The 13,499-nt window shown below is 60.6% G+C and carries 15 protein-coding genes; 7 read left to right on the forward strand and 8 right to left on the reverse strand.

The features are described from left to right. Positions 1-5: 5 nt before the first annotated feature. The 8 genes from NXC24_RS06445 to NXC24_RS06480 form a co-directional block, all read right to left on the reverse strand. Entirely contained in the window at positions 6-986 is a 981-nt protein-coding gene (locus NXC24_RS06445; RefSeq protein ID WP_104822553.1) for a DUF2232 domain-containing protein, read from the reverse strand. A gap of 166 nt (positions 987-1,152) precedes the next feature. Then, complete coding sequence (gene rpsR, locus NXC24_RS06450; RefSeq protein WP_004122103.1) at positions 1,153-1,401, reverse strand: 30S ribosomal protein S18; 249 nt, start codon at positions 1,399-1,401, stop codon at positions 1,153-1,155. Between the two features lie 12 nt (positions 1,402-1,413). Further along, complete coding sequence (gene rpsF / locus NXC24_RS06455; RefSeq protein WP_028753379.1) at positions 1,414-1,860, reverse strand: 30S ribosomal protein S6; 447 nt, start codon at positions 1,858-1,860, stop codon at positions 1,414-1,416. A gap of 309 nt (positions 1,861-2,169) precedes the next feature. Next, positions 2,170-3,228 (reverse strand): adenylate/guanylate cyclase domain-containing protein, encoded by a 1,059-nt coding sequence (locus tag NXC24_RS06460; protein ID WP_104822554.1) that lies wholly within the window; start codon positions 3,226-3,228, stop codon positions 2,170-2,172. Between the two features lie 119 nt (positions 3,229-3,347). Next, positions 3,348-3,794 carry an SRPBCC domain-containing protein gene (locus tag NXC24_RS06465; RefSeq protein ID WP_104822555.1) on the reverse strand — a complete coding sequence of 149 codons (447 nt, stop codon included), beginning with the start codon at positions 3,792-3,794 and terminating at the stop codon, positions 3,348-3,350. Positions 3,795-3,996: 202 nt separating this feature from the next. Continuing rightward, complete coding sequence (locus NXC24_RS06470) at positions 3,997-4,848, reverse strand: helix-turn-helix transcriptional regulator (RefSeq protein ID WP_104822556.1); 852 nt, start codon at positions 4,846-4,848, stop codon at positions 3,997-3,999. Between the two features lie 54 nt (positions 4,849-4,902). Next, positions 4,903-5,292 carry a hypothetical protein gene (locus tag NXC24_RS06475; protein ID WP_104822557.1) on the reverse strand — a complete coding sequence of 130 codons (390 nt, stop codon included), beginning with the start codon at positions 5,290-5,292 and terminating at the stop codon, positions 4,903-4,905. Between the two features lie 251 nt (positions 5,293-5,543). Beyond that, a complete protein-coding gene (locus NXC24_RS06480) occupies positions 5,544-6,587 on the reverse strand; it encodes an aldo/keto reductase (protein WP_104822558.1) in 1,044 nt (347 codons plus the stop codon). 193 nt (positions 6,588-6,780) lie between these two features. Between NXC24_RS06480 and fabD the strand changes: the two genes are divergently transcribed. From fabD to gmk, 7 genes are all read left to right on the forward strand, one after another. Further along, positions 6,781-7,725, forward strand: a complete 945-nt coding sequence (gene fabD, locus NXC24_RS06485; protein WP_104822559.1) for an ACP S-malonyltransferase — start codon at positions 6,781-6,783, stop codon at positions 7,723-7,725. Positions 7,726-7,754: 29 nt separating this feature from the next. Next, a complete protein-coding gene (gene fabG, locus NXC24_RS06490; RefSeq protein ID WP_104822560.1) occupies positions 7,755-8,492 on the forward strand; it encodes a 3-oxoacyl-[acyl-carrier-protein] reductase in 738 nt (245 codons plus the stop codon). 295 nt (positions 8,493-8,787) lie between these two features. Then, positions 8,788-9,024 (forward strand): acyl carrier protein, encoded by a 237-nt coding sequence (locus NXC24_RS06495; protein ID WP_003547058.1) that lies wholly within the window; start codon positions 8,788-8,790, stop codon positions 9,022-9,024. A gap of 114 nt (positions 9,025-9,138) precedes the next feature. Continuing rightward, positions 9,139-10,401: a beta-ketoacyl-ACP synthase II gene (fabF, locus tag NXC24_RS06500; protein ID WP_104822561.1), complete on the forward strand. Its 1,263-nt coding sequence runs from the start codon at positions 9,139-9,141 to the stop codon at positions 10,399-10,401. A gap of 203 nt (positions 10,402-10,604) precedes the next feature. Next, entirely contained in the window at positions 10,605-11,843 is a 1,239-nt protein-coding gene (gene mltG, locus NXC24_RS06505) for an endolytic transglycosylase MltG (protein WP_199773533.1), read from the forward strand. 102 nt (positions 11,844-11,945) lie between these two features. Further along, positions 11,946-12,833 carry a YicC/YloC family endoribonuclease gene (locus tag NXC24_RS06510; protein WP_104822562.1) on the forward strand — a complete coding sequence of 296 codons (888 nt, stop codon included), beginning with the start codon at positions 11,946-11,948 and terminating at the stop codon, positions 12,831-12,833. 3 nt (positions 12,834-12,836) lie between these two features. After that, entirely contained in the window at positions 12,837-13,499 is a 663-nt protein-coding gene (gene gmk, locus NXC24_RS06515) for a guanylate kinase (protein ID WP_104822563.1), read from the forward strand.

Below are 13,499 nucleotides of genomic sequence, written 5' to 3' on the forward strand. Positions count from 1 at the left end.
TGATGTCAGATTTTCGTGTTTGTTGGTTTGGATGTATCGGCATTCTTGTTCGGGGTCAGCGATATCGCCTTGCGAGTATCGTAGAGGCCGAGAACAAGGATGATGAAGAGCGGTAGCGTCAGCAGGAATGACGCCAGATAGCAGAGGAAGAGCACGGGTATGCGCCAGTCCTTGCCGCGCGTGCGAAAATGCAACGATGAGAAGCCGGAAATGAGGAAGCCAGCACCGAAAGCACCGAGGATGGCGGCGGCGATCAGGCCAATCACGCCGCCGAAGAATATCGCGACGATCGCTACGAGAAAGACAAAGATCGCGTTGCGATTCATGCGCAATGATGAGGGGATATCCTCCCGCGGGCGCAGATTATGCTTTGAAGCTGCAACGATGCGGATCGCCACATAATAGGCGGCAAGTAGCATCATGACCCAGATCATGCCCCACGCGATCGGGATCGTGTAAAGCATCAGCGACTTCATCTTTGCGATCGCAATCGGATCGAGCTGAAGATCGGGGGACTGTTGGTTCACCGCGCCGACATAGGCGTCGACAACCTGGCCGACCAGATCGGCATTGTAGCCCATGATCGCGCCGACGATGACGACGGTCGCCGCCGTGAGGCCGCAGAGATGCAGCATGATGTCGGAGAGCGGATACCAAGCCATCAGGTGGTCTGGGCCGCCGAGTTCGGAAGCCGGACGCGCCAAATTGGCGAGATGGCTGAGCCAGGCCGGTATCAGCGTCATGACGAGCGTAAATATGCCGAAATATACCGACTGCCAGATGGCGCCGATGACACTCGCCACCACAACGGCGGTGATGACGGCCGCGTTACCCCAGCCAAGACCGACAATCAGGATCGGGAGCGCGGAAAGAGCGCCGAAGAGAATGAACAGCAATGGCTGAGCCGTCGCGCCATACACAAGTAGGGCGGCGGTAAGACCGGCGAGGGCGCCGATGGCCAGCACTTTCGGGTTCATCTGTTGCACGTCGCTGTCCTGCTTCGCATCGAGCAGTTAGAGGATGCTTCCGACACTCCGGTCTGAAAGCCGTCCCCAACATGGGGTTTTAAGGTTCCGATCCGCGCCCATCGCGAAAGGGAGAAGGGAAGGCATCGCTGCCTTCCCTCAATTCATTCGTGCAGCGCCGGCGCGATTAAGCGACGACGTAGGGCAGCAGGCCGAGGAAACGGGCGCGCTTGATCGCCTGGGCGAGTTCGCGCTGCTTCTTCTGGGAAACGGCCGTGATGCGGGACGGAACGATCTTGCCACGCTCGGAAATGTAGCGCTGCAGGAGACGGACGTCCTTGTAGTCGATGCGCGGCGCATTGGCGCCCGAGAACGGGCAGGTCTTGCGGCGGCGATGGAACGGACGACGGACCGGTGCGGAGGAAACTTCAGACATTCTCAAATCTCCTTAAACGCGGTCTTCGCGCGGACGGCGCGGACGGTCTTCGCGGTCACCACGATCCGGGCGCGGACCACGATCGCCGAAGCTGCGCTCCGGACGGTCACCATCGCGGCGCGGACGGTCGTCACGGTCGCGCTTCTGCATCATGGCCGACGGGCCTTCTTCGTGCTTCTCGACAGCGATCGTCATGTAGCGCAGGACGTCTTCGCTGATGCGCATCTGGCGTTCCATTTCCTGGATCGCAGCGGCCGGTGCATCGATGTCCATCAGGGCGTAGTGAGCCTTGCGGTTCTTCTTGATGCGGTAGGTGAGGGACTTGAGGCCCCAGTTTTCGATACGCCCGACTTTACCGCCGTTAGCTTCGATAACACCCTTGTACTGTTCTACGAGGGCGTCGACCTGCTGAGCGGAAATATCCTGCCGGGCAAGGAATACATGTTCGTAAAGAGCCATGGATAGCTTTGCCTTTCTTGCGTTGGTCTGAACCCGATATTCGGCGGCTAAGCCTCAACGACTGCTCCTGAGAGGGAAGACCCCAAGCAAGAAAAGCGTTTCCGAGACGGTCGAGAGCGGAGACACGGGAGGCTGGAACACTTCCGTTCCGAACGATTTTCAGCGAAGAAAACCGGCCCTCCGTTCAGCCACCAGCCAGAAGACCGGGTTGCGAACAGGGCGGCTTATACGGATTTTTGCGGGAAAGGCAAGGGGCGAAATTGCGCCGTCCGACAGCGGACGCCCTTGCCCAGGCCGAGGTAGGCGGCTTCAATCGTCCGGCAAGGTGAAGACGGCGCAGGGGTCGGCGATGCCCCGCAAGGAATATTCGCCCAAGGGGATCAAGTCGGTTTTCGTCTCTGCCGCAACCGCGCCCGAGACGAGTACACTGCGGCCAAGAGGCTTGCACAGGCCTTCGAGCCGGCTCACCAGGTTTACCGCCGGGCCTATGGCGGTGAAATCCAGCCGGTCGGCCGCGCCGATATTGCCCCAGAGCATCTCGCCGAAATGCAATGCGGCACCAAAGGGCAGCGGCGGCAGCCCTTGCGCTTGCCGCACGGCATCGAGATGAGCCATGCCGGCGCGAGCGGCGACGACTGCGCGCAGCGCCGCCTCGCAGGCATCGCCTGGCGTGCCGGTGACCGGGAAAATTGCCAGCGCGCCGTCGCCGATGAATTTCAGCACCTCGCCTCCGAAGGCGTGCACCGCTCCTGCAACGCGGTCGAACCAGGCGTCGAGAGAAGCAATCATCGCCGCTGGTTCCGTCGCCTCGGACAAAGCGGTGAAATCGCGCAGATCGGCGCAGAGCAAAGCGGCCCGGATGGTTTCGCCGGTGCCGCGCTGCAGCGCGCCGGCCTGTACCCGCGCAGCGCTGCGCCGGCCGAGATAGGCCTCGAGCAGCGCTGCCAGCGCCGCCCGCGCGGCGAGGGCGCTCAAGGGTGCTGCGGCGAAGCGCGCGGCTTGCCGCAGACGGTCAGCCTCGGCAGGATCGAATGGCCGGAGCCCGGCCCAGCCGAGCACCGGACTATCCGCAGCCGTACCGACCGTATCTTCATGCACGGGGCCAAGCCCGGCCAGCCACTCGTGTCCGGCTTGGCTGGATGGACCTCCTGCGAAGCCCAACGCCTCGATCACGGCCCCGGTTTCCGCCCGCCATAGCCAGATGCGCCGGGCGATGATCGGATGCGGCACGGCGAGCGTCAGGGCTCCTCCGGCAAGCGGCAGCCCGTCAGCCAACAGCCGGCCGCCGAGCTCGGCCAGAAACCGTTCAGGGCCGGGAGAGGCATCGGCCTCATCAACCAGCCAGGCAAGAGGGGTGGGCAGATCCATCTGTCGATCATGCCACGGCAGCCGCAGGCTGTCATCCGCCGTTGCGGTGGTGCTCCTGCGTGTGATGCTGGTCCACGAAACTGCCGCTCGGGACTAGTGAGTTCGGGAACGGAAAGCGGTCATTTCCTGCCAGCCATGGGGTCCGGACCCGGGTCACGCCCGGCTGCAGCTTCGGCCAGCCGTCCGAGATAGTGAGCCCAGCCTTCAGCGTGACCGGCGCATTGTTCGGCATTGGGCAGGCCGGTGTGGGTCAGGCGCAGCAGCGTTCCGTCCGGCTGCTCGATCAGGTCGATTTCGACCAGGCTCGATCCCGGTGGAACCACCTCGCTGCCATCCCAGCCGAAGCTATAGGCCAGGCGGTGTACTGGTACCACCTCGCGAAAGGAACCGCGAGCGAAGCGAGCGCCGGTGACGTTGATGAGATAGAGCCCCTCGGGCTGAGGCTCGACCTGTGCCTCCGTTCCCATCCAGCGCAATATCTTCTCCGGATCGGTCAGGAGGGCGAACACCGCGGCTGGTGGCGCCGGGATGCGCTTTTCTTGGCGGACGACAAGGGGCTCTGGCATCGGTCTCTCCTTGGGTTGCATGGCCTGCCTCACCGGAGGCGGAGAATGGACAGGCGCATCCTATCGCGGAACGTCCTTACGCGACAGCATTTTGGGGCAGGCTCGCCCTCAACAAGAGCGTTGTCTTCGATGGTGTTGCCGCGCTGTGCGCTCGATCTTCAATGTTCGCAACGGGCGGAAAGCGACACTATCCTGGGCAATTCTAATAATGATCCGCGGGAAATATCGGCATCGGCGCATCCTCCATCATTTCGGCGTAAAGCCGTTCGGTCTGCTGATCCGTCGGGAACATGCATTCGAGCCTCAGTTCCTGCGATGCAATGGTCATCGGAGTGCCGACTGTCGTTATCAGTGAGAAGAAGCCAAGGTTCTTGCCGTCCTTCACAAAGACCAGAGGAATGACGGGTGTGCTGCTGGGCGCGGTGAGTGCTTTCCAGTCGACATCGACATCCGGATAGGCAAGCAGCGCTTTCAGCAGCTCCCGGGTCTTATCGTCGACCACCCGACCGATGGACTCCCGATGGACGCGCGCCAGCAAGCTTCTCGATGTCTCCGGCCAGTCGCGAATGAAGGGGCGCATCCCGACAGGATCGAACATCAGATGCAGCAGGTTGCGTGGCGATTTGCGCGCCGCCATATCGACGAAGCAATTGAAGAAGCGGGGCACGGCGGTATTGGACAGCAGAACGTTCCAATAGCGGTCCATGACAACCGCGGGGAAAGGTTCATGCTGACGCAACATCCGCCGCAGAGCATCCGCGACGGGTTGCATTTCCGGTGCGTCCCAGGAATCGTCCGAATAGATCGGCGCGTAGCCTGCGGCGAGCAGCAGCGTGTTGCGTTCACGGAATGGCACATCGAGTGCCTCGGCAACGGTCAGCAGCCTCTGGCGGCTGGGAACGCTGCGGCCGCTTTCAACGAAGCTGATGTGACGCTGCGAAACGCCCGTCTCCATCGAAAGGTCGAGCTGGCTCTTGCCGCGCACCTCCCGCCAGTGGCGCAGCAACGGTCCAAGCTGTTTCGAGACCGATATCGCTGTGTTGCTGTTCGTCATGGAGGGCCTCTTTGTGGGCTATGCCTGCGGCATCTTATGCCTGGTTCGGCAAGATCAGAATTGCACCGGCCCGACGGAACCGAACCAGTGGCGCACCTTAGTGTGATCAGCCTCGTCCATGTAGAAGAAGTGCGTCATGACGGGCCTGACGACAGGATGGTTCGGATCGTCCGGGGTCATCGTGACGAAGCCGCGGAAGACCTTGAGGAACCCGCCGTCCCAATATTCGGTCACATCATGAAGGGCGGTAAATCCGGTGTCGATGAAAGCGCGCAGACTTTCGCGGATAATCTCGCGGCCCTTCCATTCGGCAATACCCAAATTGGCGGTGGCGTCTTCTGCGAAGCAGTCGAAGCCGGAGCCGAAGGTCTTGTCGTCAATTTCCCTCCAGAAGGCCAACAGCCAGTCCGGTGTTTCGCGCTTCGTGAAAATCATCTTATTCATAGTATGTCTCCTGACGTATTTGCTTGGGGCACGAAGAGACCGGAGCTGCCGGAGCGAAGCCGCCGGCGCTTGAGGTATGGTCTCTTAGCGGCACCGGTTCGGTGCCTATCTCTTGTGGAGATGTCCCAAAATTACGCGTGGGTATGACGCGCCTCAATTACGTCAGGGGTCATACTTTCGCGGCTTGTTTGGCCGTCATTGTGCCGATTGCCAGGTTGCGCCTTGCCACCGCGGCAAGGCGCTTCCACTGATCACATCGGCATCGGATACTGCCGGTGTACTTTTTCGATCTCGGCAATCGCCTCTTCGGGCAGCGTCACATAGGCTGAGGCAATGTCGGTTTCGAGCTGGGCCATCGAGGTCGCGCCGATGATGACGGAGGTCATGAAGGGCTTGGTCAGGCAGTAGGCGAGCGCCAGCTTGGCCGGATCGAGATGATATTTGGCGGCGATCTCCAGATAGGCCTTGACCGGCGGCTCCTGCAACGGCTGCAGACGGCCGCCGATGTCGGTATTGATCGAGCCGCGCGAACCGGCCGGGCGTGCGCCGCCGACATATTTGCCGCTGAGAATGCCGCCGGCGAGCGGCGAATAGGCGAGCAGGCCGACATCTTCATGGTGCGACAACTCGGCGAGGTCGAGGTCGAAGTGGCGGTAAAGCAGATTGTATTCGTTCTGCGTGGTGGCAATGCGCGGCAGGCTCTTCTGCTCTGCGATCGTCAGATATTTCTGGATGCCCCAGGTCGTCTCGTTGGAGAGGCCGATGGCGCGGATCTTGCCGGCCTTCACCAATTCGCCCATCGTTTCCAGGATATCTGTAATGTTACCGACAACCTTTTCGCGATCCTGGGTGAAGGGGTTGTAGCGCCAGTTCTGGCGGAAGTGGAAATGGCCGCGGTTCGGCCAATGCACCTGATAGAGATCGATATAATCGGTTTTCAGCCGCTTCAGGCTGCTGTCGATGGCCGCGCGGATATTGGCGGCATCGGCGCCCTGGCCGCCGCGCAGATAGTCGCGGCCAGGGCCGGCGACCTTGGTGGCAAGAACGATATCCCTGCGCTTGCCGGTCTTTTCGAACCACGTGCCGATATATTCCTCGGTGCGGCCTTGGGTCTCCGCGCCGACCGGCGTCGTCGGATACATCTCAGCCGTGTCGAAGAAATTGACGCCCTTGTGAAGGGCATAGTCCATCTGCTCGTGCGCCTCTGCCTCGCTGTTCTGTGTGCCCCAGGTCATCGTGCCCAGGCAAATCTGCGAAACCGAAATATCGGTGCGGCCTAAATTCTTATAGTTCATGGGAAAACCTTGATGCTTGCGGAAAAAGTCTGGGGAAAGATCGCGTAAATCTAGGTGGGAAATGAGCAAGCGCAAGAAGAAAATAGAAACTCCTCGCAAACGCAAAAGGCAGTGACTGCAGGGGCTGCGCTATTGACTCCACCGCAAACAATGTCATTGGGAAGCGAAACGACCCCTAAGGAAGCCCGATATAATGACTGTTGCTTTCACATTTCCCGGCCAGGGTAGCCAGACCGTCGGCATGGGCAAGGATCTTGCTGATAATTTCGCCGAAGCGCGCGCCGTCTTCGAGGAAGTCGATGAAGCGCTCGGTGAAAAGCTTTCCGACATCATCTTCAACGGCCCGGATGATAGGCTGACGCTGACGGCGAATGCGCAGCCGGCGCTGATGGCTGTGTCGATCGCTGTCATGCGCGTTCTGCAGGCGCGCGGCCTCGATCTGAAGAGCAAGGTTGCTTATGTTGCCGGTCATTCGCTTGGCGAATATTCGGCGCTTTGTGCCGCCGGCACTTTCTCGCTTGCCGATACGGCGCGGCTGCTGCGCATCCGCGGCAATGCCATGCAGGCTGCGGTTCCGGTCGGCGTCGGCGCCATGGCGGCGATCATCGGCCTGGAACATGCCGATGTCGTCGCGGTTTGCACGGAAGCTTCGGCCATCGGCGCCTGTCAGATCGCCAATGACAATGGCGGCGGTCAGATCGTTATCTCCGGTGAGAAGGCTCCCGTCGAAAAGGCTGCCGAGCTTGCGGCTGAAAAGGGCGCCAAGCGCGCCATTCTGCTGCCGGTATCCGCACCCTTCCATTCGTCGTTGATGGCGCCCGCCGCCGAGGCGATGCGCGCCGCTTTGGCGGAAGTGGCAAAATCCGATCCCGTCGTGCCCGTCGTTGCCAATGTCCGCGCCGCCCCGGTGCAGGACGCCGGCGAGATCGCCGATCTGCTGGTTGCGCAGGTTACGGGGCAAGTGCGCTGGCGCGAGACGGTGGAATGGTTCGCCGCCAACAATGTGACAACATTGTATGAAATCGGCGCTGGCAAGGTGCTGACGGGTCTTGCCCGGCGCATCGACAAATCGGTGAACGGCATCGCCGTCAACACGGCGGCCGACATCGACGCAGCTCTCGCAGGCCTGCTTGGCTGATACATAAATTAACGAACGAGGGACACCACATGCTCGATTTGACCGGCCGCAAGGCCCTTGTAACCGGTTCTTCCGGTGGTATCGGCGAAGAAATCGCAAGGCTGCTGCATAAGCAGGGCGCTATCGTCGGCCTGCACGGCACGCGCGTCGAGAAGCTCGAGGCACTGGCTGCCGAACTTGGCGACCGCGTCAAGATCTTTCCGGCCAACCTTTCCGATCGCGACGAGGTAAAGGCGCTCGGCGCCAAGGCTGAAGAAGAACTCGGTGGCGTCGACATCCTCGTCAACAATGCCGGCATCACCAAGGACGGCCTGTTCGTGCGCATGAGCGACGAGGACTGGGACGCCGTACTGGAAGTGAACCTGACGGCCGTCTTCCGCCTGACGCGCGAGCTGACGCATCCGATGATGCGCCGCCGCTATGGCCGCATCATCAACATCACCTCCGTAGTCGGCGTCACCGGCAATCCCGGCCAAGCCAACTACTGCGCCTCCAAAGCCGGCATGATCGGCTTCACCAAGTCGCTGGCACAGGAGATCGCAACGCGCAACGTCACGGTCAACTGCGTCGCTCCCGGTTTCATCGAGAGCGCCATGACCGGCAAGCTGAACGACAAGCAGAAAGAGGCGATCATGGGCGCCATTCCCATGAAGCGCATGGGCAGCGGTGCAGAAGTCGCATCCGCCGTCGCCTATCTCGCTTCCTCCGAAGCCAGCTACGTCACCGGTCAGACGATCCACGTCAACGGTGGCATGGCAATGATCTGAAAAAGGAAAAGTCTGTTGGGGGGAGCTTTCCCCTCCAATAGCATGTTGAGCAACCTGGAAGCGGCGATTTTCTGGCTTTGCGACAGACTTAAACCGTGTTAAGCGGGCCATGACTGTGATCAGTCGTCCCGAAAATGCAGATGGACCGGGCCGCGTGTACGGCGGCCGGGACCGGATGTGAAGGCCGGGTTGAACGGGTTTGCCAGCGGCGCCATGCAGGTGCTGCAGGCTTGAACAGGGTAGGGATGTCACACGGCATTCTGATCAGGACATAAATAAGGTCGAGGAAACCGACATGAGCGATATCGCAGAACGCGTAAAGAAAATTGTTATTGATCATCTTGGCGTCGACGCCGACAAGGTTGTTGAAAGCGCAAGCTTCATCGACGACCTGGGCGCGGACTCGCTCGACACGGTCGAACTGGTCATGGCCTTCGAAGAAGAATTCGGCGTTGAAATTCCTGATGACGCTGCCGACTCGATCCTGACGGTCGGCGATGCGGTAAAGTTCATTGAAAAGGCCCAGGCCTAATCTTTTGCGCTTTGTCACGGGCGGGCTCTCTGAGTCCGCCCTATTTCGTCCGGCGAGGTCGGACGGATCATATTCATACGCATGGCATGATAAAAAGACGGGGGTCTGCGGGCGATGAGACGTGTCGTTATCACGGGTACCGGCATGGTATCACCTTTGGGCTGTGGCACTGAGGTGTCCTGGTCGCGTTTGATTGCTGGGCACAACGGCGCGCGTCTTGTCACGGAATTCGAGGTCGAAGATCTCGCCGCAAAGATCGCTTGCCGCGTTCCGGTCGGTGATGGCAGCGACGGCACTTTCAATGCCGACGACTGGATGGAGCCGAAGGAACAGCGAAAGGTCGATCCTTTCATCATCTATGGCATGGCAGCGGCCGATATGGCGCTGAACGATGCCGACTGGCATCCGACCTCCGATGAAGACCAGATCGCAACAGGCGTCATGATCGGCTCCGGCATCGGCGGCCTGGAGGGCATTGTCGAGGCAGGATATACGCTACGCGACAAGGGTCCGCGCCGCATCTCGCCCTTCTTCATTCCGGGCCGTCTCATCAATCTCGTTTCCGGCCAGGTCTCGATCCGCCACAAGCTGCGCGGCCCGAACCATGCCGTCGTCACGGCTTGCTCCACCGGCGCGCATGCGATCGGCGATGCGGCCCGTCTGATCATGCTCGGCGATGCCGACGTCATGGTCGCCGGCGGCGCCGAAGCTCCGGTTTGCCGCATCTCGCTCGCCGGCTTTGCCGCCTGCAAGGCTCTGTCGACCGATTATAACGACAATCCGCAGAAGGCTTCGCGTCCTTACGATCGTGACCGTGACGGCTTCGTCATGGGCGAGGGCGCCGGCATCGTTGTTCTCGAAGAGCTGGAACATGCCAAGGCACGCGGCGCGAAGATTTACGCCGAGGTGGTCGGCTACGGCCTTTCCGGCGACGCCCATCACATTACTGCCCCGTCCGAGGATGGCGAGGGCGCGTTCCGCTGCATGACGTCGGCCCTCAAGCGCGCCGGCTTGACGCCGGCTGATGTGGACTACATCAATGCCCATGGCACCTCGACCATGGCTGATACGATCGAGCTCGGCGCTGTCGAGCGGCTGGTCGGCAATGCTGCTTCCAAGATTTCGATGTCGTCGACCAAGTCGGCGACCGGCCATCTCCTGGGGGCGGCCGGTGCGATCGAGGCGATCTTCTCGACGCTTGCCATTCGCGACAATATCGCGCCGCCGACGCTGAACCTCGACAATCCGGAGCGGGAGACGGCCATCGATCTCGTGCCGCATAAGGCCCGTAAGCGGGACATCAATGTCGCGCTGTCGAACTCCTTCGGATTCGGCGGTACGAACGCATCACTTGTCCTGCGTCGCTATGAGGCATAATAACAGCGCATAACTCCGGAAAGCTGTAGCGTTTTTCGGCAAAACTATGCGCGATCCTTGAATGTTGTTGTGTTTTTTTGCGTGTCCCATGGATGCGCCGCAGCAATGTCTAATCGGTCGAAAGCGGATCTTCACCAGGCTCCGCTTTATCTTCTGAACCTGTTTTTTGCCGCATTGCTTGGTCAAAGAGCAGGCAATGACAAATGAAGGGATTGCCGGTGAGCGATACGAACCAGAACAACGGAACTCCGAACGGGCAGAAGGGGCCGATTATCCCGAAATCGGCCAACGAAGCTCTGCGTCCGGAGCGTGTTCCGGATCCGCCGAAGCGCTCCCGCAAAGCCCGCAGCCAGATGGTGATTTTCCTGAACTTTCTGATGACGCTGGTCGTCTTCGTGATCGTTCTCGCGATCGTCGGCACCTATTACGCCATCTCCGCCTACCAGAGCCCCGGACCGCTGGCGACCAACACCAATTTCATCGTGCGCAACGGCTGGGGCCTTGCCGAGATTTCGGGCCGGCTCGAAGCCAACAACATCATCTCCGATGCCCGCATCTTCCGCTACCTGACGGCCACCTATCTACACAATGGCGAGACGCTGCGGTCCGGCGAATATGAGATCAAGGCCGGCGCCTCCATGAAGGACATCATGGAGCTGTTGAAATCCGGCAAATCGATCCTCTATTCGGTTACCTTGCCGGAAGGCCTGACCGTGCGGCAGATCTTCAACAAGCTGCAGGCCGATCCGGTGCTGGAAGGCGAACTGCCATCGGCGCTGCCGCCGGAGGGTAGCCTGGAGCCTAATACCTATAAATTCACGCGTGGCGCCAAGCGTACGGAAATCATCGATCAGATGAAGGCAGCGCAGGAAAAGCTCGTCGACCAGATATGGGACAAGCGCGATCCGTCGATGCCGCTGACCAATAAACAGGATCTGGTCACTCTGGCGTCGATCGTTGAAAAGGAAACCGGGCTTGCGGATGAGCGCGCTCATGTGGCGTCGGTCTTCCTCAACCGTCTCGGCAAGGGCATGCGTCTGCAATCCGACCCGACGGTGATCTATGGGCTCTTCGGTGGCGACGGCAAGCCGGCCGATCGCCCGATCTTCCAGTCGGATCTCAAAAAAGAAACGGCTTACAATACCTACATGATCAAGGGCCTGCCGCCGACGCCGATCGCCAATCCGGGCAAGGACGCACTCGATGCCGTTGCCAACCCATGGAAGACGCAGGACCTCTATTTCGTTGCGGATGGCTCGGGCGGCCACGTCTTCGCCGCGACGCTGGAAGATCACAATGCCAACGTTAAGCGCTGGCGCAAGCTCGTCGCCGAAAAGGGCGAGGATCCCAGCGCGATCGCCGTTGACGGTCAGCCGGACGATAGCGGAGCCGCAGCCGGTACGGCCCCTTCCGGCACACAGCAAAAAAAGAAGACGAACTGATCTCTGCTGCGCTGTGCTTTCGATCGAACGGACGGCGTAGTCTCACCTTGCATTGGTCCATGATTGTTGAGCGATTGTGGACAAGAATTATCGGAGGCTTGCATGGTATTGCAGTCCATGACCGGTTTCGCCCGGCGTGAGGGAACGAGTGGGCGCTCTCGTTGGGCATGGGAATTGCGATCGGTCAATGGCAAGGGTCTCGATTTCCGCCTGCGCCTGCCGCAAGGGCTGGAGCGGCTGGAAACCGATATACGCAAGCTCATCACCGACAGGTTTGCGCGCGGCAACCTGCAGGTCGGTCTTTCATTGTCCGTCGATGAAAGCCGCGTCGAGGCGGTCGTCAATCAGGACGCGCTGGCGACAGTGCTGGCCTTACGCGGTCAGCTCTCAGGCGTCATCGATCCTGCGCCGCTGCGGCTGGACACGCTGCTCGCAATCCGCGGCATCGTAGAGTTCAAGGAAGCTGAAGAGAGCGACGATGCGCTTGCCGCACGCGACGCCGACATCATGGCGGGTCTCGAAGCCGCGCTCGCCGATCTCAGCGATATGCGCCGTCGGGAAGGGCAGGCGCTCGGTCAAATCCTGCTCGGCCATGTCGGCGCCATCGAGACGCTGACGACAACGGTTGAGAGCGATCCGTCCCGCTCGCCGCAGGAGATTGCCGCGAGGCTTGCGACGCAGATTGCCATGCTTCTGGACGGAACCTCCGGCCTGGATCGTGACCGGCTGCATGCCGAGGCCGCTCTCATCGCCACCAGAGCGGATCTGCGCGAGGAGATCGACCGGCTGAAGGCGCATGTGGTGGCAGCTCGCGACCTTATCGCCAAGGGTGGACCGGTCGGACGCAAACTCGATTTCCTTGCACAGGAATTTAACCGGGAATCAAATACTATCTGTTCGAAGTCGAATGCCGCAGCGGTCACCGCCGCCGGCATCGAGTTGAAAGTGGTCATCGACCAGTTCCGCGAACAGGTCCAGAATTTGGAGTAAGCCATGAAGCCGGCGATATCCACATCCATTCCGATTGCGCGCCGGGGGCTGATGCTTGCCATTTCCTCGCCATCCGGTGCGGGCAAATCGACAATTGCGCGCACCTTGCTGGAGACCGATAAGCAGATCGGTCTTTCCGTCAGCGTCACGACGCGGCAACGGCGGCCGAGCGAGATTGCCGGCGTTCATTATCATTTTGTCTCGTTGCGGGAATTTGAGCGGCTGCGCGATTCCGACTCGTTGCTCGAATGGGCGGAGGTACACGGCAATTTCTACGGCACGCCGCGCGAGCCGGTAGAGACGGCGATGGCCGAGGGCCGCGATATGCTCTTCGATATCGACTGGCAGGGTGCGCAGCAACTGCAGGAGAAAATGCCGGCCGACGTCGTATCGATCTTCGTGCTGCCGCCCACCATGACGGAGCTGCAATCGCGCCTGCACCGCCGCGCCGAAGATTCCGAAGAGGTGATTGCCACGCGGCTTGCCAATTCCAGAGCCGAAATCGCCCATTGGCGCGAGTATGACTATGTCATCATCAACGATGATCTGAACGCCGCTTTCGACGCGGTTCAGTCGATCGTCAAGGCCGAACGCCTGCGCCGCGACCGCCGCCACGGCATGTTCGACTTCGTTCGTGGTCTGCTGGAAGAAACGCCGAAGCTGTAA

Origin of the sequence: Rhizobium sp. NXC24 (assembly GCF_002944315.1) — a bacterium.
GTDB lineage: Bacteria > Pseudomonadota > Alphaproteobacteria > Rhizobiales > Rhizobiaceae > Rhizobium.

Bases quoted from the DNA above. Each gene is read 5' to 3' on its own strand.
- rpsR (WP_004122103.1), bottom strand. From the start codon at position 1,401: ATGTCTGAAGTTTCCTCCGCACCGGTCCGTCGTCCGTTCCATCGCCGC.
- rpsF (WP_028753379.1), bottom strand. From the start codon at position 1,860: ATGGCTCTTTACGAACATGTATTCCTTGCCCGGCAGGATATTTCCGCT.
- NXC24_RS06460 (WP_104822554.1), bottom strand. From the start codon at position 3,228: ATGGATCTGCCCACCCCTCTTGCCTGGCTGGTTGATGAGGCCGATGCC.
- NXC24_RS06465 (WP_104822555.1), bottom strand. From the start codon at position 3,794: ATGCCAGAGCCCCTTGTCGTCCGCCAAGAAAAGCGCATCCCGGCGCCA.
- NXC24_RS06470 (WP_104822556.1), bottom strand. From the start codon at position 4,848: ATGACGAACAGCAACACAGCGATATCGGTCTCGAAACAGCTTGGACCG.
- NXC24_RS06475 (WP_104822557.1), bottom strand. From the start codon at position 5,292: ATGAATAAGATGATTTTCACGAAGCGCGAAACACCGGACTGGCTGTTG.
- NXC24_RS06480 (WP_104822558.1), bottom strand. From the start codon at position 6,587: ATGAACTATAAGAATTTAGGCCGCACCGATATTTCGGTTTCGCAGATT.
- fabD (WP_104822559.1), top strand. From the start codon at position 6,781: ATGACTGTTGCTTTCACATTTCCCGGCCAGGGTAGCCAGACCGTCGGC.
- fabG (WP_104822560.1), top strand. From the start codon at position 7,755: ATGCTCGATTTGACCGGCCGCAAGGCCCTTGTAACCGGTTCTTCCGGT.
- NXC24_RS06495 (WP_003547058.1), top strand. From the start codon at position 8,788: ATGAGCGATATCGCAGAACGCGTAAAGAAAATTGTTATTGATCATCTT.
- fabF (WP_104822561.1), top strand. From the start codon at position 9,139: ATGAGACGTGTCGTTATCACGGGTACCGGCATGGTATCACCTTTGGGC.
- mltG (WP_199773533.1), top strand. From the start codon at position 10,605: ATGAAGGGATTGCCGGTGAGCGATACGAACCAGAACAACGGAACTCCG.
- NXC24_RS06510 (WP_104822562.1), top strand. From the start codon at position 11,946: ATGGTATTGCAGTCCATGACCGGTTTCGCCCGGCGTGAGGGAACGAGT.
- gmk (WP_104822563.1), top strand. From the start codon at position 12,837: ATGAAGCCGGCGATATCCACATCCATTCCGATTGCGCGCCGGGGGCTG.